The sequence below is a fragment of the Paenibacillus sp. sgz302190 genome, from assembly GCF_059820445.1.
Map to the genome: position 1 here is coordinate 12,074 of NZ_JBZYAO010000047.1, position 25,751 is coordinate 37,824.

Consider the following 25,751-nt stretch of genomic DNA (forward strand, 5'->3'; position numbering starts at 1 on the left):
TATAACTCTATTGTACGATAATAGCGTTCACAATGAATTGAGAATTTTCTGGAAACTTACAAAGCAGCGGCAGTATATACGAATTTTGTAGCCAAACTTGCCGAGAAAAGCTACCATTAACGAATGAAGACTCGGCAAATTGCAAGTAAACCGCAAGCAAAGCACAGGCCGGACCCTATTCTATCAAAAAGGATGATAGCCCCATGAATCCAGTCTTAAACTGGCGCATAATTCCTCTCACCGAAGAACACGGCAAACAATTGTGCTGCTGGGCGTACGAGCCCCCCTGGGATATTTGCAATTGGCCTTCATGGCAGGAAATGCTCGCTGACGGCAAGGAGTTCGCCGATCCGGCGATCAGGGCGGAGCAATACTGCGGCATTGTCGATGCCGATGGGCGGCTGTGCGGATTCGCGCAATTTTTCCCGCTTGCAGGCGTTACCCGGCTGGGGCTCGGACTAAGGCCGGACTTGTGCGGGCAAGGTCTCGGAGCCGCATTCATGAAGCTGATCGTGCAGGAAGCGCAGAGAAGATCGCCCGCGCAGGAAATCGATCTGGAAGTGCTGACCGATAACGAAAGGGCGATCCGCGCCTACGAAAAGGCCGGTTTTGCCGTTACGGATACGTATGAAAAAATGACGCCGTCAGGACCGGACGCATTTCACTGCATGGTCTATCAAAAGCACGAGTGAGCACCCGGACCCGGCTCTAAGCCGCATGCAAACCGCATGCAACCTGCAAGCTAGGAGTCTGTCCGATGAAGATTCTATGCACTCCGCCCGCCAGACTCCTAGCCGGAATGCACGCCGCCATAAGCAAGCTCGAACTGCCGGGCCGTGCTGAAATCCAGCTCGGTCAAGCCACCCGCATGCCAGGTGGTCAGGCGGAGCGTGACCGTTTTATAATCGATGGCGATCAGGGGATGGTGGTTGCAGGCTTCCGCAATGCGGGCGACTTCGTTCACGAATCCGATTCCTTCAAGAAATTCGGCAAAACGATATTTTTTCACGATCCACTTCCGATCATCAAGCGTCCAGCCGGTCAAGCCCGCAAGACGGTTGGCAACCTCCTCCACGGACAGCTTTGCGGACATCCGAACGCCTCCCTACTCGTAATCGTACACGGCCATATCGGCCGCGCTCTCGCCTGCATAGGTGCGCAGCAGCTCCAAAAACGGCAAGCCGTAGTTGCGGAACTTCACCTCGCCGACACCTTTGATCCGCAGCATGCCGGCTTCCGTCGTCGGACATATCTCGCTCATCTCGCGCAGCGTGCTGTCGGAGAAAATAATGTACGGCGGCACTTTCTCCCGCTGGGCAATTTCCCGTCGCAGCAGGCGAAGCTGCTCGAACAAGGTGTTGTCGACGGCAGCGGCTTTGATCTGCTGTTTGCGCACTTTTTGGTACACCTGCAGCTTGCCTTGCAAAACCTCCGCTGCGGGCTGCAGCAGCTTCACGACCGGATACTGGCCTTCGGACAGCTGCAAGTAGCCTTCGGAGATCAGCACGTTGATCAGGTCGGAAATTTCCTTTTCCGGCAAGTCACGCATTATACCGTATGTTTGCAGGCGGTCGAAGCGGTAGTCGAGAATTTTTTTGGCTTTCGAGCCCTTGAGCACGGAGGCGACCATCGAAATCCCGAACCGCTCTTGCATGCGCCGGATGCAGGAAAAGATTTTTTGCGCTTCGACGGTAATGTCCACGGTATCCCGGTCATCCTTGCAGGAGCTGCAGTTCCCGCATGTGTCTTTGACATTTTTTTCGTCAAAATAATGCAAAATATAATTGCGCAGGCAGCGGGGCGAGTAGCAGTAGTCGATCATGATCTGCAGCTTTTTGTACTCGTTCGCTTTGCGTTCAGGCGACAGCTGATTTTGCTCGATCAGGAACTTCTGCGTCATAATGTCCTGCGCGCTGAACAGCAGAATGCATTCGCTCGGCTCTCCGTCGCGCCCGGCGCGGCCCGCTTCCTGGTAATACGCCTCCATATTTTTCGGCATATTGTAGTGAATGACGTACCGCACGTTGGATTTATCGATGCCCATGCCAAAAGCGTTCGTCGCAATCATCACGCGAATATCGTCGTAAATGAACGACTCCTGCATATGGGAGCGCTCCTCGTCCGACAACCCGGCGTGATACCGGCCGACGGCGAACCCTTTTTTGCGCAGCAGCTCGTGAAGATCCTCCACTTCCTTGCGCGTGGCGGCATAAATAATGCCCGGCTGATGCGTATGCTCTTTGACATAGTTCAAAATGTAATCCCGCTTGTTCTCACCGCGCAAAATCGTCAGCTCCAGATTGTCCCGGCTGAAGCCGTTGATATAAATGCCCGCATCTTCCAGCTCCAGCAGCCGCGCGATGTCCTCCGTCACTTCAGCCGTAGCGGTCGCCGTAAAAGCGGCCACGATCGGGCGGTTCGGCAGCTCGCGGATAAACGGTGCAATCGCCACATAGCTCGGGCGAAAATCGTGCCCCCACTGCGACACACAGTGCGCCTCGTCGATGGCGACAAAGGGCAGGTTCAACGCGGCCATTCTGGCGCGGAACCGCTCCGACTCCAGGCGCTCGGGCGCTATGTACAGCAGCTTATATTTGCCCTGCATCGCCCCTTGGATACGCTGCTGCACTTCCCTCGCTTCCAGCGTGCTGTTGATGAACGTGGCAGGTATGCCCAAACTGTTCAGCGCATCCACCTGATCCTTCATCAGCGAAATAAGCGGCGAAATGACTAGCGTCACGCCATCCATGAGCAGTGCCGGAACTTGATAGCATATGGATTTGCCGCCTCCCGTAGGCATGATGCCGAGCGTATCCTTGCCCTCCAGAAGATTGGCGATAATATTTTTTTGGCCTTCGCGAAATTCCGGGTAACCGTAAACCTGCTGCAACACTTTTCTGGCTTCAGAAAGCATGGTTTCCATACTCCTTAACAAAGTTTAATCCATTCTTCCATGATACCATACTCTGTCAATTTGCTTCAGTACAATTGTTCCTCGACGGGCGGCCGGGCGAATGTGGGACAAAATCAACATGCGTACGGCAAACAAATATGTCCCTAAAAGCGTTCTGCGACGACGACGCATAGCTGCGGTTAACCCCCCGACTTCGGGCGACGAGCTCCTTCGCTTCGTTAGGAGGAGAAAAGCGTCGGGAGGGCGCCGCAAGACGTCGCCGGCCATTCGCGGAAACTTGCGAATTGCCCGCTTGAGCTGGCGGATCGGCATCATGGCGCAGAAAGCCTGCGAAAGTGCAGGCCGGCGTGATACCTATGCACCAGAACCGATCGCCTTCTGCCTGGCCACACGAAAAAAGCCTGCAAAAGTGCAGGCTTTTGCTCCTTCATGCGCGCGTTTCGAACAATTCCTGCAATTGTGCAGGCTTTTCACCGAACACACAGGTTCAGAGTCATTTTGAGCGGAAATTCCTGCACTTTCGCAGGCTTTCGCCAAAATGAACCATTCCCCCCAAAAAAAAGCCTGCACTTTCGCAGGTTTTTGCGGGCTGGAAGCATGTGGTCGACCAACCGCTGTCATGAGGCGCAACACCGCACATTGGGAGCTGCACGCGGTGCGAAAAGCATGGCGGGCCTGTCCACCCGCCGCGCCAAGCGCCTTGAGAAGCGCGCGATATGCCAAAAAAGCCGGTTCCTCGCGGAACGGCCCTCTTTTCCTGCCCGGTTCGGTTATACCAAATAAATGACAGAGACGAGCTTTTCGCCGTCATGTACTTTCAGCACATGATTCGCGGAATCGTAACGAACCGTCCCGACTCCCACCTGCATCACGGGCGAACTGCCCAATCCGTAAAAAATGTCGTCAGCCAGCGTGCGCAGGCATTCCTCCCGCTCTTCCGCCGAAAGCTCCTGCCACTCTTCCTCGCTCATCTCGAACAAATCGTAATAACCGTCCACAAGCGCTATGCCGCGCATGAAATCGGTTACAATATCCTTATACTCCCTGCCGTATTTAATCCCCATTCGACTTCTCCTTTCGGTACGGCATCGGCAAACCGCCCATATGCGGCCACCCCTCATTCCGTAGTACCACTTTATCACATTATAGACAGGAATTGCAGAGTTAGTCGTCCGGGAATCCGTCAGAGAAATCGGGCATGCACAAAAGCGGCTTCTCCCACCAGGCGCCTTGCGGTACGGATAAAAAATTATACTTTGGCATAAACTATGGAAATGGGCAATTTCGGAAAAAATCTGTTACTATGGAAGAAGGAATGTACCGCTCGGAGGTAGAAAAAGCGCTCATGCTGAAACTGCAGATTTCCAAAAATCGAATGAACTACCTATTGAAGCAGATCCAGCACCACTATGACGCCGTCATACTGGAGCAAGGCTGGGAATATTATCACAAAAACCGTGTGACCCATGTTGAATTAGCCGGCACCAGCATCCGCGCGCGGGTCCAAGGAAATCAGGTCTACGAGACGGTCGTCAATCTCGAAGACTTCACGCATAGTCAATGCAGCTGCTCCTATGATGGTTATTGCAAACACATAGCCGCGGCTTTTTTCAGCTTGTACGCGCCGTACGGCCGCCCGGAACTGCTGCTGCAGCAGCTCAAGCAGGCGATCCACACCCGGAAAAAGCCGATTCGCGGCGCCGCCGTGATCCCGGAACGCAAACCGGAGAAGCCGAACGTGCCGCTGGAAGCGTCGATGCCGGTGGAGTGGCACCGTTTTTTTGAAGGCAAGTTTCACGGATTTTCCATTTCCCACCAACATTCGATTGAAACTTTTTACGAATCGGCGCTGGAAACGCTGCCCGCTTACGCGGAAAACTGGAGAATATCGGTCCGGGAGCTGTATCGGCTCCATATCGTACTTTTTATGAACCGCAAGATCGAGCAGTTTTATCAGGAAACGAAAAGCTCCTACTTGTCTTATTATCATGAAAACGGCTGCAAAATCGCCGCCAAAAACTGCGAGGACCGGCTCGTTGAGGCGCGAGAACGCATCGATGGGAATAAGTCTTTCCGGGAAGATCCGAAGCATTGGCAGGCCACTTTGAAAATGCTCGGCGAGTTCGCCCTGCACGGCAAGGATAGTCCGATCGATTGGCTGTTCGTGTACCGGTCGGTTTGGTGGCAGCTCGGCGGGCAGGCGGAGTGGCTGCAGGAAGAAATGCAGCGTCTGGATGTGCTGCTGGGCAAAAAAGAATCGCTCCCCCGCAAAAAAGATACGCTGATCATGGCGAGGGCCCATTTCGATATCGTCCAGGACCGAACGGATGCCGCTTTCCGACAGCTTGCAGGGCTGAACCATCCGCAAACGAGAGATTTTTTTATTTACCTGAATTATTACTATAACGCGAGGCAGTGGGAAAAAACGCTGGTGTGGCTCCGCTATTTGCTGCCAACCGCCGCTACGGCGAACCATGACGATTTTCGCGCCTTCTGCCAATACTGGCAGGACACGGCCAAGCATCTGGATTCGGACAGCGAGTGGGTGCAGGTCATGGAATCGCTCCTCCCCCGCTCCTATTACTATTATACCGCCTACCTGCTGCATACGAAGCGGTACCGGCAGTGGATCGACCTCCAGCTCGCCAACCGCATCTCGCCGCTCAACTTGTATGCGCTTGAGCTGCGGGCGATCGAAGAGCACGATGCCGAGCTGCTGCTGCCGCTCTACCATCAAGCGGCGGAACGGGCGGTGCTGGAGAAAAACCGCGCCTCCTACAAAACAGCCGTCCGCCTCCTCAAAAAGCTGCACGGCTTCTACAAACAGCTCGGGCAGGAAGACCGCTGGGAGCACTACATTTATCGGCTAGCCGATAAATTCTCGCGGCTGCGCGCTTTTCAAGAAGAGCTGAAGAAAGGAAAATGGATTCGATGATCGAAACCAGCGCCCTTAAGGTTCACGTTAGCTTCATGCCCGGCGGCTCCCTGTTTCTGTGGGGCTCCCGGGAAAACGGCGGCATCTGGGATGCGCTCGATTTGAAGCATCTGTTGTTCGCCTGGCACCGGGCGTCTTTCTACGGCACGTTCTACGAGCCCGGCGAATGGCAGCACCGCGAAGGCATCGAACTTCCGCCGCTTGAGGCGCTCGAATATTTCAGCAATCCGCAGACGGCCCAGCATTTGAAGCTGATCTGGAGCCAGGAATGCTCCGATCTGATGCGGCTTGCCCCGGCAATCAAAGAAGCGCTGGCTCAAGGGGCTTTCATGCCCGATTACGACAAGTGGAAAACGGGTGAAATCGGCTGGAAGCTCCAGCTGCCCGAGGAGCTGCAAGCTTTGGAGACGCCGGCGAATCTGGCGTGGATTCATGCGCTGATCCCGGAATGGGTGGAGTCGGACGGCGTCATGAAAGACAATCTGCGCAAGCTCGAAGCCGCCTACCCGCTTATGCGGCGCGGCGAGATCGGCGCCGAGATTTGGCTCGACGAGGAAGACTGGCTCGTCGCGATCGGCTGGCGCCAGGACCGGACGCCGATGCGCACCTGCCTGCAGCTCGCCGAGCCCGACCTCGCGCACGGCCCTGACTGGCAGCTGCGCATCGTGCTGCAGGACCGGCTGGCGCCGGAGGTGCTGCGCACGGTGGCGCCTGACGGCACGCCCGTGCCGGGCGAGCTGCCACTGCCGGAGGCGTGGCAGCCGGAGATCGGCCGCGTGCAGCGCGACGCAGCCAAATGGCTGCGCATCCTGCCATGGCTGGATGCGGGCGGCGACGGCCNGCGAGCTGCCACTGCCGGAGGCGTGGCAGCCGGAGATCGGCCGCGTGCAGCGCGACGCAGCCAAATGGCTGCGCATCCTGCCATGGCTGGATGCGGGCGGCGACGGCCTCGTCCTCCGTCAAGAACTGACGGAGGACGAGGCATGGCGCTTCCTCGCGGAAGGAAGCGCAAGGCTTGTCGAGGCCGGGACGAGCGTCTTTCTCCCGGCCTGGTGGGACCGCATCCGCAAGCTGCGGCCGCGGCTGCGCGCGAAGATCAAGTCTTCCGTCGGCTCGACCCGGGAGACGATGTTCGGCCTCGGCCAGCTGATGCAGTTCGATTGGAAGCTGGCCATAGGCGATTTGGAACTCACCGAAGAGGAGTTCCTGCTGCTTTTGGAAGAGAAGCGCAAGCTCATCCAGATTCGCGGCAATTGGGTCCAGCTCGACCCGCGTTTTATGGCTCAGGTCGAGCAGATCATGAAGCAGATGCAGAAGAAGCAGGGGCTTTCTTTCCGTGATGTGCTGGAGCTGCATCTGTCGGGCGAAGCCGGCGGCCTGCTGCCGGAAGAGGACGATCCCGATGCGATGCGCTACATCGAAATGGAAGTGGAGCTGAACGAGCAGCTGCGCCACATGATCGACCAGCTTACGCAAACTTCGGCGATTCCGCGGGCGGAGCCGCCGGCCAGCTTCCAAGGCTCGCTGCGCCACTATCAGGTGGATGGCATCTCCTGGCTCCTGTTCCTGCGCCGTTTTGGGCTCGGCGGATGTCTCGCCGACGACATGGGTCTCGGCAAAACGATCCAGTGGATCACATATTTGCTGTCCGTCAAAGAGTCCGAGCAGCCGGATGCGCCGTCGCTGCTCATTTGCCCGACCTCCGTGCTGGGCAACTGGCAGATGGAGCTGAAGCGCTTCGCGCCGTCGCTGAAAGTGCACCTGCACTACGGGCCGCAGCGGCTGAAAGGCCCCGACTTTGCGGAGACCGTCCGTCAGACGGATTTGGTGCTGACCTCCTACACGCTGTCTCATTTGGATGAAGCGGAGCTGGCCTCTGTAGCCTGGAACTCCATCTGTCTGGATGAGGCTCAAAATATAAAAAACGCTTATACGAAGCAGGCGTCCGCCATTCGCCGCCTTAACGGCTACCACCGCATCGCGCTGACCGGGACACCGATCGAGAACAGGCTGACCGAGCTATGGTCGATCTTCGATTTCGCGAATCCGGGCTATCTGGGTACGATCCGCGAATTCACGCACCGCTATGTGAACGCGATCGAGCGGACGCGCGACAGCGATACGATCGGCAAGGTGCAAAAGCTGATCCGTCCTTTCCTGCTCCGCCGCGTGAAAAAGGACCCGGCGATCCAGCTCGATCTGCCGGAGAAGAACGAGTCCAAAACGTTCATCTCGCTGACTGCCGAGCAGGGCTCGCTGTACGAGAATTACATTCAGGACATGTTCGACCGGCTGGATACGCTCTCTCCTATGGAGCGGCGCGGTTTGATCCTCGCCGCGCTGACGAAGCTCAAGCAGGTGTGCAACCACCCTGCCCTGATGCTCAAGGAAGGCCCCGGCGCGCCGTGGAGCGGCCGTTCGAACAAGCTGGAGCGGCTGCTTGAGATGGTGCAGGAGCTGCGCCAGGAAGGCGACAAATGCTTGATTTTCACGCAATTTGTCGAGACGGGCTTGCTGCTGCAGCAAGTGCTGCAGCAGGAGCTCGGCGAACCCGTGCTGTTCCTGCACGGGGGCACGTCCAAAACAGCGCGCGACGAGATGATCGCGCACTTTCAAGATGCCGGCCTGCCGGCCGAGGAGCAGCGCTGCGTCTTCATCCTGTCGCTGAAAGCCGGCGGCATCGGGTTGAACCTGACGGCGGCGAGCCATGTGTTCCACTACGACCGCTGGTGGAACCCCGCCGTCGAGAATCAGGCGACGGACCGCGCCTTCCGCATCGGGCAGACGCGCCATGTCCAGGTGCACAAGTTCGTGACGCTGGGCACGCTGGAGGAGCGCATCGACGAGATGATCGAGCGCAAGCTGGCCTTAAGCCAGCAGATCGTCGGCGCCGGCGAGAACTGGATCACGGAGCTGTCGACCGACGAGCTGCGGGATTTGTTTTCGCTGCGGCGCGAATGGGTCGAGGCGTAAGCCGCCGCGCCATGCTTCCAGGCTGAGGCTGATATGTCGCCCGCAGGATGATTTTGTTTTTGCCAGCGCAGCCGGCAACTTGGAGTCTGGCGGTCGGAGTTGCTTTTGTGACTGCCTATAAGCTACTAACGCTGCGTAGAATCCGTCATTTCGCATAAACTTGCCATCTATTGAGTTCAATCGGACAGACTTCTAGGCGACTTGGCTGCGGCGAACGCAAAACCTGCAAAAGTGCAGGCTTTTTCGGCAGAAATAGTTAGTTTTGGAGGAAAAGCCTGCGATTGTGCAGGAATTTTCGATGAAAATAGGTTTTTGCCCTCCGTATGAGCGAAAAAACTGCAGATTTGCAGGAATTGCTCGAAACCGGAGCATCAAGGAGCAAAAAGATGTATTTTTGCAGGTTTTCTGAGCCCGATGCCGGTCAGTGACCCACTAATTGGCTCTAGTAAGCGAGTTTTTCGGTCGTCTCATTTATGAAAGCTTTTCTTTTGCTGCCGTTGTTTCAACTTGGCTCCCTCACAGCAGTCTTGCTCAAATGATCGATTCCGCAGTATAATAACATCTATGAGACGAAGAACGTCCCGCTTCATTCATTTGCGAATGAAACCGGGACGTTCTTTCTTTATTTTCGGGAGGGATGCAAGGGATGAATTTTGAGGAGGCGCATGCCGGGTTTATCCGGTACCATTTGCAGAGAAGGACAGGAGAACGAAGAGGCCGGCTGGAGCGGGGGCATCAGGAGGCGGAGAGCTTGTTTTGCCGCAACGTTTGGTGGCATCTCCGGGGCAACTTTGACGATTTGCATCCGGAATTCGAGGTACTCGACTGGCGGGGTCTATCGTATTTTTGCGATTTCGCCTGGCTGACCCAGGCTGTGAAGCTAATTATCGAAATCAAAGGCTTCGGTCCGCACGTCCGGGATATGGACAGACAAAAATATTGCAACGAGCTGAACCGGGAAACTTTTTTATCCGCCATGGGTTTTCAAGTGATCTCTTTCGCTTATGACGACGTCGCTCAGCACCCCGAGCTGTGCATCACGCTGCTGCGCATGGTGCTTAGCCGCTATCATTCAGAGGCTTCTCCGGTCAGCCTGACAAGCGTGGCGGAACGGGAAATTGTCCGTCTCGCCTGCCGTCTTGCCCGGCCGCTGCGCCCAATCGACTTGGAAGCCCATCTAAGCGTCAACCATCGCTCAGCCGTTCGAACGCTGCAATCGCTCTGCGCGAAGGGCTTGCTTTCCGCTGCAACCGGAGCGGACGGCAAACACGTCGTACGGTACGAGCTTCAGCGAAGCGCGGTACAGTTGCTGTAGCAGCAACAGCGTGAAATTTTCCCGTACATTGCAAGGCGTTCCTAACCGGCACGCGGTTTTGAAGCGCAAAGGGATGTCCCAAACGTAACGGAGTGTCGAGATTTTTACAAAAAATTAGATTTCCCGCCGTTTTTTTTGCGTGAAGCCAGTGATGTCTTAGTTGGCTCATCTGCGGGCGGCCTCCTAATCGCTGTTGCGACCGGCACGTTCATTGCAGTTATGCAATGGAACTGGGGTTTCGAGCGGTTCGAGCGGTTCGAGGGTTTCAACGACTCCCGTTGGAAAATATGCAACGCACCTAAAAAGCCAATTCCGGGAACAATTCCTCTCGTTCGTGGATTTCGGCATGCCGCGAATCCGGCGTTCCTGCGGTTCCGGCATGATTTCACTGCGACTGAACGGGGTCCTTGGTGTCTGGCGGGGAGTTGCGTCATTCCGCAACACATCCCTTTACTGAGGACTCCTAACCGGAAAACCTGCGAAAGTACAGGCTTTTTCGATGGAAACGGCCCGTTTTTGGGAAAAGCCTGCGATTGTGCAGGAATTATCCGCCATGAGGGGGTTTAGCCCTGCAATTTAGCGAAAAGCCTGCAGATTTGCAGGAATTTCTCGTGGCAAGCGTACCAGGGCGAAAAAAGATGTACTTTTGCAGGCTTTCTCAGTATCGCCCCGATCTAGAAAGACAAATTTGCTTGCCTTGGAGGTCTGGCGGGCGGAGTCGCTGCTGAGTTCTCCCGCCAGACTCCTAGGCCGCGAGAATTTCGCAGCCGCTTGGGTCGTTTTGCGCTCATAGAGGTTTTCGCTTTTTCAAAGCAGCAGATCCAGAAAGACGTAGCAGCCGTCCCCGAGCGCGCACGAGAATGTTTGAATCTGGCGGGATGTTTCCAGATCGGTGTACACCTGCGACAGGATGCCCTGTTTGTGCATCTTCATCATCAGGATGTTGGAAATGAAATACGGTCTCCAAATCCAGTTGGAGCCGCGGTATTCCTCATTTTTCCTCCAACCCGCTTCGCTTCGGAAATAATTGGATGAAATCTGATACCCGTCTTCCCGGCATATGTAGATGCGCATGCAGTTATCCGTCACGATGCCTGCCATCCGCTCAATGACTTCGTCCGCATCTTCCGCCCCGCCGATGGCAGGCGCTGCGTTCAACAGGTGATTCACGCTTTGTTTCACGCTGAACAGCCTATTGTACCGCTCGAATTCCGCCTGGGAGAACAGATTCATCTCTTCCTTCAACATCGATTTGAAGGCATCCTTGTCCTGCAGCCGGGCTTCCGCTTTGGAAAACAAAAAGCCCTGCACGTATCTCGCCCCGGCCTGAAGCGCCTGGTGCAGCTCCTGCTTCGTCTCTACTCCTTCTACGAGCAAAGAGGCTCCCATCTGTTCCGCCAAAATGGAAAAAGATTGCATCAAAGCTTTGTACCCTGCGTGAGTGGCGCTCTTTTTCAAAATAAGGAGGTCGATCTTCAATATTTTTGGCTGCAGGCTGGCAATGCGGTCAAAGTCGCTGAAGCCGCTCCCGACATCGTCGATCGCAATGGTGCAGCCCGCTTCGCGGTACAACTGGACAATTTCCGTAAGTTCCTGAAGGTGGCCCTTGAACTCCTCTTCGGTAATCTCGATTACGATACGCGCCGGATCGATCCCGTATTTCCGGATCAGCTCAATCGTGGGAAGCTTGCCGCTCTGCTTGTAAGTTTTGTAAATCCACGACGGCTTCAAGTTCAGAAATAGCGCAACGTCTTCATCCGCAGCGGCCAGCCGGTCGATCGCCAGCTCCCTCACATGCCTGTCGATCAAAAGCTGCTGTTCCTCCGGAATGTCCCTGCTCGTAAAGAAGGGTCCAAGACTTTCCACCCGATCTTGTCGAATCCTTCTTCCCAATGACTCGTAACCGGCGATCTCCTGATTCCGTAGAGAAACAATCGGCTGAAAATAGGGAGCCACTTCTTGTTTCGACGGGATCCTACTGTCATTTTGCTGCACGCTGCCGCCTTCCTTTCAACGGGTTTCTCTGCAAACGAACGATTCAACATTTTTGGAAAAGATTGTTGAAAGTATTGTAATCGACATCCCTCTATCATGCAACGACATATGGCAGGAATTTTGACGTAATATGTCGAATATTTTCAAAAAAATTTTATTTAGAAGGATGTTAGGAGACTTCTTTCCGTGAAATCTTTTTCGAGGCTGCGCCTTTCTTTCATTTATGTCATTATCATTATCGCTTTGCTGGCGCTTGTGAGCACATACAGCTACGTGGCTTCACGCAACGTGGAGCACGAGAGCAGCGCGATCGTCAACGATGCGATTCCGATTACGACGGCCGTCAATAATTTATTGACGGATTTGATTAATCAGGAGACCGGCTTGCGGGGCTATGAATTGGTAGGCGACGAGCAATATTTGCAGCCTTTTACGGCCGGAAAAGAGCAGCTGGACAAAGATTTGGCCACCATTCGCGCGTTCGAAGACACTTATCCCACCCTGCGCTTGTTAGTCGAGACGCAGGCTGTTCCAATTATCAACAATTTGCAAAACCACTATAACAACCAGATCAACCTCATCAAAAGCGGCAATCTGGAGGAAGCCAAAACCCGGATCATCAACGGCAAAACGTTAATGGACCGCTACCGCCTCATTCACAGCAGCATGCTGTCGGACATCGACCATATTACGGCCGACGCCTACGAAGCTTCCAAGAAAGCGGGCAAATATTCCCGTGCCATTAGTTTGATCGGCAGTTTCATCGGCATCGTGATCGGCGGCTTGTCGGTCGTTATCTTCTCCCGCGCGAACCAGGCGGAGAAAGATTTGCGCAGCAGCGAAGAAACGTACCGCTACATGGCCGAAAGCCTGGAAACGCAGAACGAGGAAATCATTGCCCAGCAGGAAGAGCAGCAGGTGACGCTTGCCAAGTTGTCGGAACGCGAACACGAGCTTGAGCTGATCAGCTCCTACCAGGAAAAGCTTACAGGGTATTTCGAGCTGAACGATTTCCTGGGACATTCCCTTCCCGCCCTGCTCGACTCCCTCTTGATGGATTCCGCCCTGGTCGTCATGAAGCGCGAGGATCGTCACCCCGCCGAATACGAAGTGATCTATGCGGTCGGCTACCCGCTGGAATACGTGGGCCGGGCTGAAGCGGAGCTGTTCGGTCCGGCAAAGCGCGTCTTTGACGAGGGGGCCGTGATTGTGCGCAGCCGCATGCTGTCAGGCAACGAACGGGGTCTGCATGAGAGCATTTCGAATGCTGTGGACCAATACTTCCCGCTTTTTGACGACAAGCAAAAGGTGATCGGCTTCCTGCTGTTGACCGAGTATCAGCAAACTTCCTTGCACGAAGACAATCAGCGCCTGGTCCGCGGCCTGATCCGGCAGTTCGGGCTGGCCTTCCATACCCAGGTGCTGAACGAAGAGCGCCGCAGGCAGTCGGTCCATCTGGAAGAGCTGAACGATCAATTGATCAAGGAGAAACAGTTCATCGAAGATCAGCGCGATCTGATCGAAAGCATTCTCGAAGCCGCTCACGAAGGCATGATGATGTGCGACTCGCAAGGCGTCGTCTTGTTTGCGAATCAGCGGATGGAGCGGTATTTCAAATTGCACCGGCACATCGGCCGCAATCTTGTGGAAAGCTGTTACGAAATTGCCCGCGAGACGGCCGGCTTCACGGCAGTAGCTTCTTCCATTCAAACTATGCTGGAAGGCGGGCTCCCGCATTTGACGCAGCGGTTCAGCTTCGGGACTGAGGAAACGCTGCAGCATGCCGAACTGTATGCTACCGTCGTCGGCGGAGAGGCGGTTCTGAAAGGCTATTTGTTCGTATTCCGCGACCGGACCGAAGAGGAACGGGTCGACGAAATGAAAAACGAGTTTATCAGCATCGTGTCTCATGAGCTGAGAACACCGCTGGCGAGTGTCCTCGGTTTCATCGAGATACTTATTCACCGCGATCTTCCGCAAGAAAAACAGAAGAAGTACATGGACACGATTCATAAGGAAGCGCTGCGTCTATCGAATCTGATTAACGATTTTCTCGATTTGCAGCGCATGGAATCCGGCAAGCAGGTGTATCATTTCTCCCCGGTTGACCTGGTTCCCGCCGTGCAGGAAGTTGTCGAGCAATGGCAAAATAAAGAGCACCGCATTATCGTCCGCCAGCAGCAACCGGAGCTCTGGGTTCGCGCCGACGCGGACAGGCTTCGCCAAGTGTTCCATAATCTGATCAGCAACGCCATCAAATATTCGCCCGGCGCGGATCGGGTTGACATTTACCTGGCTACCGCGGGCGGCAAAGCTTCCATATCCGTGCAGGATTACGGCCTCGGCATCCCGGAAGACGCCCACGAGCATCTTTTCACCAAGTTTTTCCGTGTCGATAACTCGGACAGGCGGCAAATCGGCGGCACAGGGCTCGGCCTCGCCATCGTCAAAGAAATTATCGAGGGCCATGCCGGCCGGGTAAGCTTCAGCTCCGAGATGGGCGTAGGGACGACTTTCACGCTGGAGCTGGATTTGTTCGAGCTGTCCTCAATCGACGGCCGGATCGTCATCTTCGAGGATGACGATAATTTGGCCAAGCTGATTCAAGTCGCTTTGAACAAACTCGGGCTTCCTTCCATGCAGTTCCGCTCGGCGGAAGAAGGCATTCTTGCCCTGGAGCGCGAAAGCGCCGCCCGCCCGCTGCTGTTTATCGTCGACATCCTTCTGGAAGGGACGAAGACGGGCTGGGATTTCCTTGCGGAGCTGTACCGCCATCCCGTGCACTGCCAAACGCCTGTGATCGTGTCCACAGCTCTGGATCCGCCGCATGACTACCAGGAGAAAGAAATCGAGAAATATATGAAAAAGCCTTTCACGATGGAGCGGCTCGTGCAAGTGGCCCAGCGGCTGCTGGATTCGCATGGGCACCATTCTTACGTATTCCCGGCCCAGGATAAGGAATACCTCTCGACGGTCCTGGAACGCAGCGGTATCGAGGTATCGGAGATGAAAGAAAATCTCGATATGATCGAAGTGGAGATCAAGAAAGCTTCGCCCCCAGCGGCCCCGAAACGCCCAACCGGGCAGTAGCGGCCCTCGCCGTCAACTGAGCAAGACGCCTCATTCCGCTTGAGATAGCGGTTTCGGAGGCGTCTTTTCTTATCCTTCGAGGCCGCATTTTCAATTTTTGTAAAGATAAAGGATTTTCTCTCCTTCGCAGCCAATATACTGTAGAAAAAAAGAGGAAAGGCGTGATCGAGTGGCACAGCTAGAACCCGTTTCCGGCGGGCGGCCTGCCCGCAAGGCCTGGGCATTGTTTTTCTCCCTGCCCATCCTGTCCTGGGCGATGTACGATTTTGCCAATACGATATTTTCGTCCAACATTGTCACGATCTTTTATCCTTTTTATTTGACCGGGGCGCTCGGCAAAAGCGAAGAAATGAACCAGATCGCGAGCACTTTCATTACGTATTCCAACGCTGTTTCCGCTTTGTTTCTCGTCCTGCTCTCCCCCTTGTTCGGAGTATGGATCGACCGGACAGGCAAGAAAAAAGCGTTCCTCGTCCCCTTCACGCTCATCTGCATCGCCGCCACGCTGCTCATGGGAGCTTCGGCTCTTTGGCCTACGGAACGACAGTGGGCGGGCCTCAACGCTTCGATTGTGGGTGTCATCTTTTTCTTTATGATCGCCAAGTTTTTCTATAATTCGTGTCTGGTCTTTTACGATTCCATGATCTCCGACCTCGGCAACACTCGGGAACTGCCCGTCATTTCCGGCTTCGGCGTCGCTGTCGGGTATATCGGCACGCTCGTCGGGCTTGTCGTTTTTCCGCTGATCGGGGATAAGCACTATGAGTACACGTTCATCCCCAGCGCATTGATGTTCCTGCTGTTCTCCTTGCCGATCATGCTCTTTTATAAAGAAAAGCCTGCGGCATCGGCCGACGCCGGGAAATCGCTGCTGAGCGGCTACCGGGAAATTTGGCTGACGTTCAAAGAGGCCAGACGATATCGCGCTGCCTTTCTTTTTATGATCGCTTACTTCTTTTTTAACGATGCGATTGCTACGGCGATTGCCGTGATGGCAGTCTATGCCAGTACGGTCATGGGCTTCAGCACCGGACAGTTTATTTTGCTCTATCTGGTATCGACGGTTTCCAGCATTATAGGCTCCTTCCTGTTCGGCTACATTACCCGCGCTCTTGGCCCCAAACGCGCTGTGTCGGTGGTCGCCGCCATTCTGATCGTGGCGATTGCGCTCGCCTCTTCGGCCGCCAGCCAAAGCCTTTTCTGGATTGCCGGCAGTCTGTACGGCGTGTCGATGGGCGCGATGTGGGTGACTTCCCGCACGCTGATTGTGGAGCTGACGCCGGAGGACAAGCGCGGCCAGTTTTTCGGCTTATTCGCCTTTTCCGGCAAAGTGTCCTCGATTGTAGGCCCCGCTCTCTACGGCTCGATTACATGGGCGCTCGCCGACTCCGGCAACCTCGCCAGCCGCATCGCCCTCGGTTCCTTGATGATTCTTGTCGTCATCGGACTGTTCGTGCATGTCCGGGTGCCGTATGCGACAAAGACGCCGCAAAGCTGACCGCGCCCCTCCGGCTTCCCGCAGTCTTGCGCAAAAGTTGCTTTCCGGCAGCAGGCTCGTTACAATAAGAAATAAATGAAAGGCGTGAGTGGATATGAACAGAATTGCGAAGAAGCGTATGCGTCATCCTTTCTTTCATATTTCTCATTGGACGAAACACTAGAGCATTCATTGCTTTAGTGTTTTTTTATTGCCTTTTAAAGGAGGAGCTGCCAGATGAGGTACCAAAGAGTTCTGATTAAACTGAGCGGCGGTGCCGTAGCAGGAGGAAGCGAATTCGGCTTCGATCCGGCGAGACTCGATCATATTGCGGGCGAGATTATGACCGTAGTCGGCATGGGCGTTGAAGTGTGCCTCGTTATCGGGGGCGGCAACATTTTTCGCGGCAATATGGGCGAGAGCTGGGGCATTGAAAAAGCGGAGGCCGACAATATCGGAACGCTGGCGACCGTGATCAACAGTTTGATGCTGCGGGGTGTCCTCAAAGCCAAAACCGACGCGGAAGTGCGCGTCATGACCGCGATTCCGATCGCATCGGTGGCGGAGCCTTTCATTAGATTGCGGGCCATCCACCATTTGGAAAAAGGGTACATCGTTATTTTTGCCGGCGGCAACGGCCAGCCTTACGTAACGACCGATTATCCTTCGGTTCAGAGAGCGATTGAGGTGAACTGCGACGCCATTCTGGTCGCCAAGCAAGGCGTCGACGCCGTATACGACAAAGACCCCAAACTCCATGCGGATGCCAGGCAGTACAAGTCCCTCCACTACAACGACGTCATTCAAAACAATTTGAAAGTGATGGATCAATCCGCATTCATTTTGGCACGGGATTATCACCTGCCTATTCATGTGTTCAATTTCGACAAACCCGGATCAATGAAAGAAATTTGCGAAGGCAAAAACACGGGCACGCTGATCAGCAAGGATTCCGTACTCACGTTCATATAACCGTAAAAAGGATACAGGAGCAGCCGAGCGTCTGCCTCTGTATCCTTTTTTTCATCCGAGCGGCGCCGGATAAACGAAGTAATCGTTCACGTTCTTCGTCTCAAAACCGCAAGACTTGTATAGCCCAAGCGCGCCTTCGTTACCTACGGCAACTTCCAGCTTCATGACGCCCGTCTGGCCCTGCTCCTGCAAATACCCGATCGTCTGCCGCAATATGCTGCGTCCATACCCCAGGCCCCGCTTCTCAGGCAGCACGCAAAAGCCGTAAATGAACGAGGAGCCGTCCTTTTCCACCATCGCGCCGATCTTCCCGACCGGTTCCCAATCCGGGCCGAGCTCGGCAATAAGGGTGCGTTCTTTTTCACCGTTGATCGTTTCCGTCACATACTCCCTTGCGTCCTGCTCGGCCATCGCAAACCCGGCCATATTCAGGGTGACGAGCAGCTCCGTATCGCTCCTGTCGGCCAGACGGAGGCGAATCCCGTGGGTTTCCGCAGGCGAATCCTGCGCGGTATGACCGCTGTTCTTTTCCATGACATACTCGGAAAAATCGTATACCGCGCCGAATTGGGCAAGGTATGCCTTGCCGCCGGCCGAGCCGCGCTGATTGATAAAGATCAGCTTCGGAATCGCTCTGCGGCTGCACTCCTCTTGGGCGGCTTTCGTCAATTCGCTGAATATGCCGCGCCGCCGATAATCGGGATGCACCATGCCGCTGATTTCCGCTTCGGCCGAAATAAAACTGTAAATGCCCAAAAATCCGACCAAACGCCCCTCGTCATAGTACAAAAAATCGTTCAAAACCCCTTCGGGCCGGCTCGCAAGCGTACCCCAATTCAGCTTGATTTCGATCTGCTCCGCCGCATTGCAAATATCGGCCAGACGCCGTACCTCTTCCAGTTCCGACGCCGTCAAGCCCGCGCGGGGCTGTAATCCATGCCTCAAACGATCTCCCCCATCCCTTTAATTAACCACTGGTTATTAAGGGAATTATACATGTCCCGCGCCCCGCGTGGTAAGCTAAAAAATAACTTTAAACATTTTTTCCGGCGTAAGTGAACGTTTCCCGCAGGCTCGTCGTACTATCTACGAACTCAGACAGAGAGGAAGTCAACTTTGGAGGAACGCGAATTAATCGGCCAGGCCATGCAGGGCGATAACGCCGCTCTGTCCATGCTGCTGCGGCAGCATTATGGTTTCGTCTATAAATATCTGCTTAAAATAACGCTGGATTCCCACATGGCCGAGGATCTTGCCCAAGAAACCGCGGTCAAGTGCATCGAGAAAATCAAACTGTACAACGGGCAGTCGAAGTTTTCCTCGTGGATGATAACGATTGCGACGAATCTGTTCATTGATCTGACGCGGCGAAAGAAAAGAGAAATGCTCTGGCAGGAGCAGGAACAATCGCTGCGGCGCATGCAGTGGCAGGTCGGTCAGCAAAATGAAAACTGGCCCGAAGTGCTTAGCATACTGGGGGCCATGTCTCACGACATACGAGTCCCCGTGATTTTGAAGCATTATTACGGGTACACCTACGACGAAATCGGGCTGATGCTGGGGATCGCTGAAGGCACAGCGAAATCCAGAGTGCACAACGGACTGAAGCAATTGCGAAAGGAGCTGGATTAAAGTGGACGCAGAGGATTTCAAAAATAAGTTCAAGAAGCAGGGGGCGGACGGACCCGGGACGAAAGAACCGGAGCCGTCGCCGGCTGACGACTTGGCCGTTCAGGATCTGCAAGCAGGGCTTAACCGGCTGGATGAGCTGTTTCCGGCCTTTACGCCCGACCCGCAATGGTTCGAACGGAAAGTAGCCGAGACCAAAGCCAATCAGCGCTCCCGGCTGATGCAGGATCTGATCAAGCTATGGCTTGCTGCGCTGCTGCTGCTGGGGCTGCTCTATGTAACGATTGCCGCTCAGCCTGTATTATTTATCGCTCTGCAAGCGATAGCCGTCATTGCGCCGTTAGTTTGGCTGCTGCTCGGAAAGCGGGTGAACCGTCATGAATAAACCGAGTCCGGATCAGCTGCCCCTCTGGGCTTGGATCGGCATCGCGCTGCTGGCCCTTGGCCAAAGCACCTGGCTGTTCGTGGATGCCCGCAGGCGAAACGCCAAATACCCGTGGTTTTGGGGCATCTGGGGCATTATACAAATTCCGACTCCGCTGGTCGTCTACTTGTTCGCAGTGCGCAAAATTCACCGTTCCAAAAAGGAGTGATTTTCATGGCATCTCATATGTTTAGATCGGTTCGATCCGGATTTCTGGCCAACAAGCGCATGGTGCTTGTCCTGACTTTGCTGGGAATTTTGGGCGGATTGACCATCATCCCTTACCAGCTGGCGCTTTTGGGTCAAAGCTTAAGCTCCGCAATCCCGCAGGGACAGCCCCCGCTGGCGGTTCTCATCATACTGACGGTTGTGCAAACGGCTGTCATCACTTTCCTCGCAAGCACGATCGGGCTTTCTTTGGCTCCGAAGACCGGACTCGGCGCACCGCTGCTGCGGAGCTGGCTGTACGGAGGGAAGCGGCCCGCTTTTTCGAAAAAGTGGCTGTTTGTTGCAGTATCGGGAAGTTTCTTGGGAAGCTTCTTGCTGATTATGGCGGATATGCTCCTGTTTCAACCGCATCTCCCGAAGCTTTCGTCGCAGCCGGCCGTGTCCATGTGGAAAAACGCCCTGACATTCGTATACGGAGGTATCGTCGAAGAAGTGCTGGTGCGCTTGTTTCTCATGACAGCATTCGTGTGGATCATCGCCAAATGCCTGGGCGCGCCTTCCCGAATCCCGTCCCCGGTATACTGGATCTCGATTGTCTTCGCCACCATCCTGTTTGGAGCAGGGCATTTGCCCGCCACAGCCGCCTTATTCGGTGATTTGACCCCGCTGATTATCGCAAGAGCGCTGCTCGGCAACGGGCTGCTGGGCATCTTTTTCGGTTACCTGTATTGGAAGAAGGGACTGGAGTACGCCATCATTTCCCATATGTTCGGAGATCTTTTCTTGCATGTCCTTTGGCCTCTTATTTTAACTTAGGAATAATAAAAACAACCTCTTCCGAGAGGATTCAAAAATGAGCGATCGCGCCTCTAATCAGCAAGTACCCAGCGTAAGGCGGCTAGACAGTGGGAGAGCCTGTGGAAAGTACAGGCTGCCCAAAAACACCCCGCGTCAGAGGCGATAGGATAGCTACAATCTGCCTGACTGCGCGAAGAAAACCTGCAAAAATACATGAATTTGCGTCCTTGATCGCTGGCCACGAACAATTCCTGCAATTGTGCAGGCTTTTCCCCGAACACATGGGCTCAGATCCACTTTCAGCGGAAATTCCTGCACTTTTGCAGGTTTTTCGCCAACATAAACCGATTACGCAAAAAAAACCTGCACTTTCGCAGGTTTTCTCCCTACCAAGCGGCTGCCCGCCCAGTTGCGCAGTTCTACGACCTACACCGGGTGAGGCACGCGCCCAGAAAAAGCCGCCGCCCCCCCCAAATTAGGCCCCCACTAGTTCCCCTAACCCTAACAAAGTGTCGCGGCCTTCTCGGGCAGCCTGACATTCGCCGGCTTACTTCGCGAGCGGCCAGGCAGATTACGCTGTCGACTCTGACGAAAAAGGCCTGCCCGCCGTGGATACGCATCCAGGCAGGCAAGCCCTTTAAATCGGCAGCAGCGCTACGGAGTCGCGCTTTTTCAGCTCTTCAACCATGTCCAGCCATTTCGCCGGCTTGTTGGACAGCACCGCGTAGTAGCGCGTCAAAAACCGCACGACCAGCTCTGCCGGAATGTGCGCCCGCTCCTCGTCCGCGGGCAGGAAGCACAGGTCAAGCCCCTCCACGGCTTCGCCGTTGTTTTCCCAGGACGGATGCACATAGGCCAGGTCAAGCCGTTTGTAGCCCAAATGCGACAGCACTTCGCGCCGCACGTAAGGGTTCATCGGTTTTACGCCGCCGAACTCATGTTCGATATCGCGATACGGGTCATAAATCTCGGCGAACATGCCGGTCATCGGCTTGCCCGCAGCGGCGGCTACAGCTTGCAAATCTTCCGTGCGTTTCCGCGCAAGAAAGCGTCCGATGCCAAGCCCAGGGCGGCCAATGATCGTAAAATCGGTCATCGCCACCTGGAAGTCATCATAATAGCGATATTCCGTCGCTCCGACGACTTTGCCTTCGTGCACCGCCACGAACACGCGGATACCCGGGTCTTCCAGCGGCTCTTTCCATAACGAATATTCCAGCACTTCCTCAGGCGGGAATACCTCTTTCATCAAATCGTGCATCGACCGAAACAGCGGATTTTCAATACTGGCAATGCGAACATATTCCATCTCGATAACTCCTTCTTTGCGTTCATTTGAATGGATTGCGCCACTCCATCAGCAGCGCGTAATTGCAGGAATCCTCGTCTTCCAAATAATTGGCCACGACCTGAACCGGCGTTCGTCCGCAGCGCAGCAGAAAGGTGATCACCGGGTCTTTCATCGTGCCGTTCACCAGCGCTTTTACGTATTCCTGAACGCTCATGGTGTCTACGACTTTATGATAGCCCGGCATCCGCCCGCCGCCCAAAAGCCTTGTCATGCCCAGATGCACAACCACTTCGTACATGGACTGCATCAGCCATTTGCCGAGACCCAGCTTCCGGTAGGCAGGAGCAATGCAAATATCGACAATGTAAAGCGTGTCGCCGTCAGGACGGTGGGTCCGAATGTATCCGTTATCGGTTACGGAAGCCCAGCTGTGGTCGGTGTCGCCCGGGTCAAAACGGATTCCCAGGCCGGTCATGGACCCGACAACCTCCCCGCCGATTTCCACACAGAGCGCTCCCTCCGGAAAACGCGCAATATGCTCCTGCAACTGCTCATCGTTCCACCATAATTCCGAAGGAAAAGGCGGCGGAAAGCTTTCCTGCTGCACGCGAATCAATGCCTCAAAATCGTTCCTGGTATAATTGCGGATGATCGCTTCTACCGGCTTATTCCCGTCAAAGACGTACATTCGTTTAAAATATAACTTCGTCCCGTCCCCCTGTCCCGCAGGTATGGCTGGTTTGTCCATCGGTGCGCATCCTCCTTATTCGCCAAGCTTAAGCTTATGACCAATCGGTGTATAGATCCGTCCTGCGGTCGCGCCAAGTAGTGACGGACCCCCGTTCCCGAACTTGCTCCAGCAGTTCCAAATCCAGATCCGCCGTGACGACCATGTCATCGTTAATCTCGCCTTCGACGAGAATGCCCTTGGGCGGGAACGGAACGTCGTTCGGCGTCAGCACGGCCGCTTGTCCGAAGTTGCCTCTCATAAAATCTACTGTAGGCAGAGCCCCAACCGTCCCCGTTGTGACGACGTAGATCTGATTCTCGATCGTTCTGGCGTGACAAGTATAGCGGACGCGGTGGAAGCCGTGACGGTCATCCGTGCAGGAAGGGGCGAACAGCACATCGGCCCCGCGGGCCCGGGCCATGCGCACGATTTCCGGAAATTCCACATCGTAGCAGACGAGGATGGCGATCCGCCCTTTGTCCGTATCGAATACTTGCAGGCTGTCGCCCGCCCCCATGTTCCATTCCTTGACTTCCGTCGGCGTAATGTGCAGCTTTTTTTGCTCGGCGATCCGGCCGTCCGGATAAAACAAATGAGCGGTGTTATACAGCTTGCCGCCTTCTGACGTAATGTGCGTGCCTCCAATGAGGTGCATGCCCGTCTGCTCGGCCAAACCCTTGAACAAACCGCGGTACGCTTCCGTAAAATTCGGCAAGGCCTCGATCGGCAGCGCTTTGCCGCTCCCGTCGCCAATTGACATCAACTGCGTCGTAAACAGCTCCGGAAACAGCACAAAATCCGCCTCGAACTCCTGCGCCGTCTTCACATAATGCTCCACTTGCGCGGCAAACTCCTCAAAGCTATGAATCGTATGCAGATGATACTGCACCGCGGATACTCTCATTTTCATCAACAGTTCTCCTCTTCTCAGTTCCGATTGCGCCTCAGCCAGCGCCTAACCGTACCAGCACGCGGCCCCGAATGCGCCCCTGCAAAATATCGGCCGCAGCCGCCGGAATTTCATCCAAAGCAATCTCGCGGCTGACCATCTCGTCCAGACGGGACGGTTTGATCGCGCCCGCCATCCGCTGCCAAAGCTGCCGTCTAAGCGGCATCGGGCAGTATACCGAATCGATGCCCAGCAAATTCACGCCCCGCAGGATAAAAGGATACGCCGCCGCGGCAAAATCCGCGCCGCCCGTTAAACCGCTCAGCGCTATAGAGCCGCCATAGCGCATGCTGCTCAGCAAATAGGCCAGCGATGCGCCGCCTACGGGATCCACCGCTCCCGCCCATCTCTCTTTGTTGAGAGGCTTGCTCTCGGCGGGACTCAGCTCTTCGCGCGTCAGTATCCGCGCGGCGCCAAGCCCAAGCAAATAGTCGCGCTCCGCCGATTTGCCCGTACCGGCCTCGACCTCGTATCCGAGGCTGGCAAGCATGGAAACCGCGTGGCTGCCGACACCGCCCGTCGCGCCGCGCACGAGCACGGGCCCTTGCCCCGGGCTCAGCCCGCTGCGTTCCAGGCGCTCGATGGACAGCGCCGCAGTGAAGCCCGCCGTGCCGAGAATCATCGCCTCGCGATGAGTCAACCCCTGCGGCAGCGGCACGACCCAATCAGCGGGTACGCGCACGCACTCGCTGAACCCGCCAAAATGACCGGTTCCCAGCTCGTAACCGGTCACCACGACATCGTCGCCTTCCCGATATCTCTCATCGCTGGAAGCAACAACTGTTCCCGCTACATCAATCCCCGGCACCATTGGAAAAGAACGCACCACACGCCCCTCCGGGCTGCAGGCCAGCGCATCTTTGAAATTAATGCCGGAGTAAGCCGCCCGGATCGTCACCTGCCCGGGAGGAAGATTATCTATATGCAGTTCTGCAACCTCAGCGAAAAAAACACCCTCAGTCCGGCCCACCTGTAAAGCCCGAAACATCCCCATGCCATCGCCTCCTCAGCTTTAACCGAATTATAGCCCCACCCTTCCAGTTTACTAAAATAGACAGGCTGTTTCCAATCATATGCCAAGCCGTCAAGCCGAACCCGCAAAAAGCGAAAATAAACCGGATCTTCGAACCGGGAAAATGAGGCAGCCTGCATTTTACAAGATACAACTACGCTCCTGGGAGACTGTCCGACGGAGTTACTTTTGTGCATACCAGGTGAATCATGACTGCATATATTGCCGCTCACACTGCATAATGACTGTCATTTTGCTTATATATACCTTCTACGTGGTTCATCGGACAGACTCCTAGTTCAATTAGTTGCGCTAGTCATCTCAGGCAAGCCACACCGCGCGCTCACGCCCCTGCCCAACCGCCACCCGGCCCACTCACATCAACTCGTATCAACAACTTAGCGTACGTCCGGCTAGCCAGCCCTATTTTCCGCAAGCAAAAAAATAAGGGCCACCCCAAAAAGGCCGAATTAGACCTGAGGGATAGCCCATCGCTGTAAGGCAAAAAATTCGTTCTTGACCCAACCGTCCGTCAAATGGCTTGAGAGAGCCGGCCAACCTGCAAAAGCCAGCCAGCCCGAGAAAGCCACGATGCCTTTGTTAGGGTCGCCGACAAGAGCGCAAATTTGCGGACTGCCAAAAGCAGCTCGTTCTGGCGGAAAACCTGCGGAAGCGGAAATGCAGGCTTTTTCCGTGAAAGCGGCTCGTTTTGACGAAAAGCCTGCAATTGTGCAGGAATTTCCGCTTAAAACGGGGCTGAGCCCACGTGTTCGATGGAAACCCTGCACATTTGCAGGAATTCTCCGTTGCCAGCGTAACAAGGAGCAAAAAACTGCACTTTTGCAGGCTTTCTCGCAAACCAAACCTGTGATACGCTAACTTCCGTGAAAGTAGCTAGTTTTGGTGAAAACGGAAATGCAGGCTTTTTCCATAGAAACATCCCGTTCTGACAAAAAGCCTGCCAAAGTGCAGGCTTTTTCCGTGAAAGCAGCTCGTTTTGACGAAAAGCCTGCGATTGTGCAGGAATTTTCGCTTAAAACGGGTCTGAGCCCACGTGTTCGATGAAAAACCTGCACATT

The 25,751-nt window shown here is 55.0% G+C and carries 23 protein-coding genes and 1 pseudogene; 15 read left to right on the forward strand and 9 right to left on the reverse strand.

Annotated elements, in window-relative coordinates; translation table 11 throughout:
- Positions 1–56: 56 nt before the first annotated feature.
- Positions 57–149: pseudogene (locus tag AC6RNO_RS32345) on the forward strand (hypothetical protein); the annotation flags it as partial.
- Positions 150–203: 54 nt separating this feature from the next.
- Positions 204–692 (forward strand): GNAT family N-acetyltransferase, encoded by a 489-nt coding sequence (locus AC6RNO_RS32350; protein WP_488438588.1) that lies wholly within the window; start codon positions 204–206, stop codon positions 690–692.
- A gap of 98 nt (positions 693–790) precedes the next feature.
- Here AC6RNO_RS32350 and AC6RNO_RS32355 read toward each other — a convergent pair whose 3' ends face one another.
- Together AC6RNO_RS32355 and recQ are read right to left on the reverse strand one after the other, a co-directional pair.
- Complete coding sequence (locus AC6RNO_RS32355) at positions 791–1,093, reverse strand: 4a-hydroxytetrahydrobiopterin dehydratase (RefSeq protein ID WP_497107934.1); 303 nt, start codon at positions 1,091–1,093, stop codon at positions 791–793.
- 12 nt (positions 1,094–1,105) lie between these two features.
- Positions 1,106–2,914 carry a DNA helicase RecQ gene (gene recQ / locus AC6RNO_RS32360; protein WP_474685062.1) on the reverse strand — a complete coding sequence of 603 codons (1,809 nt, stop codon included), beginning with the start codon at positions 2,912–2,914 and terminating at the stop codon, positions 1,106–1,108.
- Between the two features lie 100 nt (positions 2,915–3,014).
- Between recQ and AC6RNO_RS32365 the strand changes: the two genes are divergently transcribed.
- A complete protein-coding gene (locus AC6RNO_RS32365) occupies positions 3,015–3,416 on the forward strand; it encodes a hypothetical protein (protein WP_497107935.1) in 402 nt (133 codons plus the stop codon).
- Positions 3,417–3,684: 268 nt separating this feature from the next.
- On the opposite strand, the gene AC6RNO_RS32370 is transcribed toward AC6RNO_RS32365, so the two are convergent.
- Positions 3,685–3,978 (reverse strand): hypothetical protein, encoded by a 294-nt coding sequence (locus AC6RNO_RS32370; RefSeq protein ID WP_474685061.1) that lies wholly within the window; start codon positions 3,976–3,978, stop codon positions 3,685–3,687.
- A 239-nt stretch (positions 3,979–4,217) separates the two neighbouring features.
- Between AC6RNO_RS32370 and AC6RNO_RS32375 the strand changes: the two genes are divergently transcribed.
- The 3 genes from AC6RNO_RS32375 (at position 4,218) to AC6RNO_RS32385 (ending at position 10,137) form a co-directional block, all read left to right on the forward strand.
- Positions 4,218–5,849, forward strand: coding sequence for an SWIM zinc finger family protein (locus AC6RNO_RS32375; protein WP_497107936.1), 1,632 nt, complete (start codon positions 4,218–4,220; stop codon positions 5,847–5,849).
- An 885-nt stretch (positions 5,850–6,734) separates the two neighbouring features.
- The gene (locus AC6RNO_RS32380) at positions 6,735–8,822 is read left to right on the forward strand and encodes an SNF2-related protein (protein ID WP_497107937.1); all 2,088 of its coding nucleotides are present in this window, start codon (positions 6,735–6,737) and stop codon (positions 8,820–8,822) included.
- Between the two features lie 646 nt (positions 8,823–9,468).
- Positions 9,469–10,137, forward strand: a complete 669-nt coding sequence (locus AC6RNO_RS32385) for a DUF559 domain-containing protein (RefSeq protein WP_474685058.1) — start codon at positions 9,469–9,471, stop codon at positions 10,135–10,137.
- 807 nt (positions 10,138–10,944) lie between these two features.
- Here AC6RNO_RS32385 and AC6RNO_RS32390 read toward each other — a convergent pair.
- The gene (locus tag AC6RNO_RS32390) at positions 10,945–12,132 is read right to left on the reverse strand and encodes an EAL domain-containing protein (protein WP_474685057.1); all 1,188 of its coding nucleotides are present in this window, start codon (positions 12,130–12,132) and stop codon (positions 10,945–10,947) included.
- Between the two features lie 186 nt (positions 12,133–12,318).
- On the opposite strand from AC6RNO_RS32390, the gene AC6RNO_RS32395 reads away from it, so the two are divergent.
- The 3 genes from AC6RNO_RS32395 (at position 12,319) to pyrH (ending at position 17,671) form a co-directional block, all read left to right on the forward strand.
- Positions 12,319–15,222 (forward strand): ATP-binding protein, encoded by a 2,904-nt coding sequence (locus AC6RNO_RS32395; RefSeq protein ID WP_497107938.1) that lies wholly within the window; start codon positions 12,319–12,321, stop codon positions 15,220–15,222.
- A 169-nt stretch (positions 15,223–15,391) separates the two neighbouring features.
- Positions 15,392–16,720: an MFS transporter gene (locus AC6RNO_RS32400; protein WP_497107939.1), complete on the forward strand. Its 1,329-nt coding sequence runs from the start codon at positions 15,392–15,394 to the stop codon at positions 16,718–16,720.
- A 216-nt stretch (positions 16,721–16,936) separates the two neighbouring features.
- Positions 16,937–17,671: a UMP kinase gene (pyrH, locus tag AC6RNO_RS32405; RefSeq protein ID WP_474685054.1), complete on the forward strand. Its 735-nt coding sequence runs from the start codon at positions 16,937–16,939 to the stop codon at positions 17,669–17,671.
- 51 nt (positions 17,672–17,722) lie between these two features.
- Here the strand turns inward: pyrH and AC6RNO_RS32410 are convergent, their stop codons facing one another.
- Complete coding sequence (locus AC6RNO_RS32410) at positions 17,723–18,616, reverse strand: GNAT family N-acetyltransferase (RefSeq protein WP_497107940.1); 894 nt, start codon at positions 18,614–18,616, stop codon at positions 17,723–17,725.
- Positions 18,617–18,787: 171 nt separating this feature from the next.
- Here AC6RNO_RS32410 and sigY point away from each other — a divergent pair, with 171 nt between their 5' ends.
- The 4 genes from sigY to AC6RNO_RS32430 are packed head-to-tail and all read left to right on the forward strand — an operon-like array spanning position 18,788 to position 20,708.
- Positions 18,788–19,303, forward strand: coding sequence for an RNA polymerase sigma factor SigY (gene sigY / locus AC6RNO_RS32415; RefSeq protein ID WP_488438580.1), 516 nt, complete (start codon positions 18,788–18,790; stop codon positions 19,301–19,303).
- Position 19,304: 1 nt separating this feature from the next.
- Positions 19,305–19,685: a YxlC family protein gene (locus tag AC6RNO_RS32420; RefSeq protein ID WP_488438579.1), complete on the forward strand. Its 381-nt coding sequence runs from the start codon at positions 19,305–19,307 to the stop codon at positions 19,683–19,685.
- A complete protein-coding gene (locus tag AC6RNO_RS32425; RefSeq protein WP_474685050.1) occupies positions 19,678–19,893 on the forward strand; it encodes a sigmaY antisigma factor component in 216 nt (71 codons plus the stop codon). Before AC6RNO_RS32420 ends, AC6RNO_RS32425 begins: the two co-directional genes overlap by 8 nt.
- Before the next feature lie 5 nt (positions 19,894–19,898).
- Positions 19,899–20,708 carry a CPBP family glutamic-type intramembrane protease gene (locus AC6RNO_RS32430; RefSeq protein ID WP_497107941.1) on the forward strand — a complete coding sequence of 270 codons (810 nt, stop codon included), beginning with the start codon at positions 19,899–19,901 and terminating at the stop codon, positions 20,706–20,708.
- Between the two features lie 619 nt (positions 20,709–21,327).
- Here AC6RNO_RS32430 and AC6RNO_RS32435 read toward each other — a convergent pair.
- Genes AC6RNO_RS32435 through AC6RNO_RS32450 form a run of 4 tightly spaced genes read right to left on the reverse strand, consistent with a single transcriptional unit; the run spans position 21,328 to position 24,654 of the window.
- A complete protein-coding gene (locus AC6RNO_RS32435; RefSeq protein WP_497107942.1) occupies positions 21,328–21,999 on the reverse strand; it encodes a GNAT family N-acetyltransferase in 672 nt (223 codons plus the stop codon).
- A gap of 22 nt (positions 22,000–22,021) precedes the next feature.
- A complete protein-coding gene (locus AC6RNO_RS32440; RefSeq protein WP_497107943.1) occupies positions 22,022–22,729 on the reverse strand; it encodes a GNAT family N-acetyltransferase in 708 nt (235 codons plus the stop codon).
- A 34-nt stretch (positions 22,730–22,763) separates the two neighbouring features.
- Entirely contained in the window at positions 22,764–23,621 is an 858-nt protein-coding gene (locus tag AC6RNO_RS32445; protein WP_497107944.1) for a nitrilase-related carbon-nitrogen hydrolase, read from the reverse strand.
- A gap of 34 nt (positions 23,622–23,655) precedes the next feature.
- On the reverse strand, positions 23,656–24,654 hold the full coding sequence (locus AC6RNO_RS32450) for an acrylyl-CoA reductase family protein (protein WP_497107945.1): 999 nt from the start codon (positions 24,652–24,654) through the stop codon (positions 23,656–23,658).
- Positions 24,655–25,188: 534 nt separating this feature from the next.
- Between AC6RNO_RS32450 and AC6RNO_RS32455 the strand changes: the two genes are divergently transcribed.
- Positions 25,189–25,551, forward strand: coding sequence for a hypothetical protein (locus AC6RNO_RS32455; protein WP_497107946.1), 363 nt, complete (start codon positions 25,189–25,191; stop codon positions 25,549–25,551).
- A gap of 24 nt (positions 25,552–25,575) precedes the next feature.
- Complete coding sequence (locus AC6RNO_RS32460) at positions 25,576–25,737, forward strand: hypothetical protein (RefSeq protein WP_488434982.1); 162 nt, start codon at positions 25,576–25,578, stop codon at positions 25,735–25,737.
- Positions 25,738–25,751: the final 14 nt, after the last annotated feature.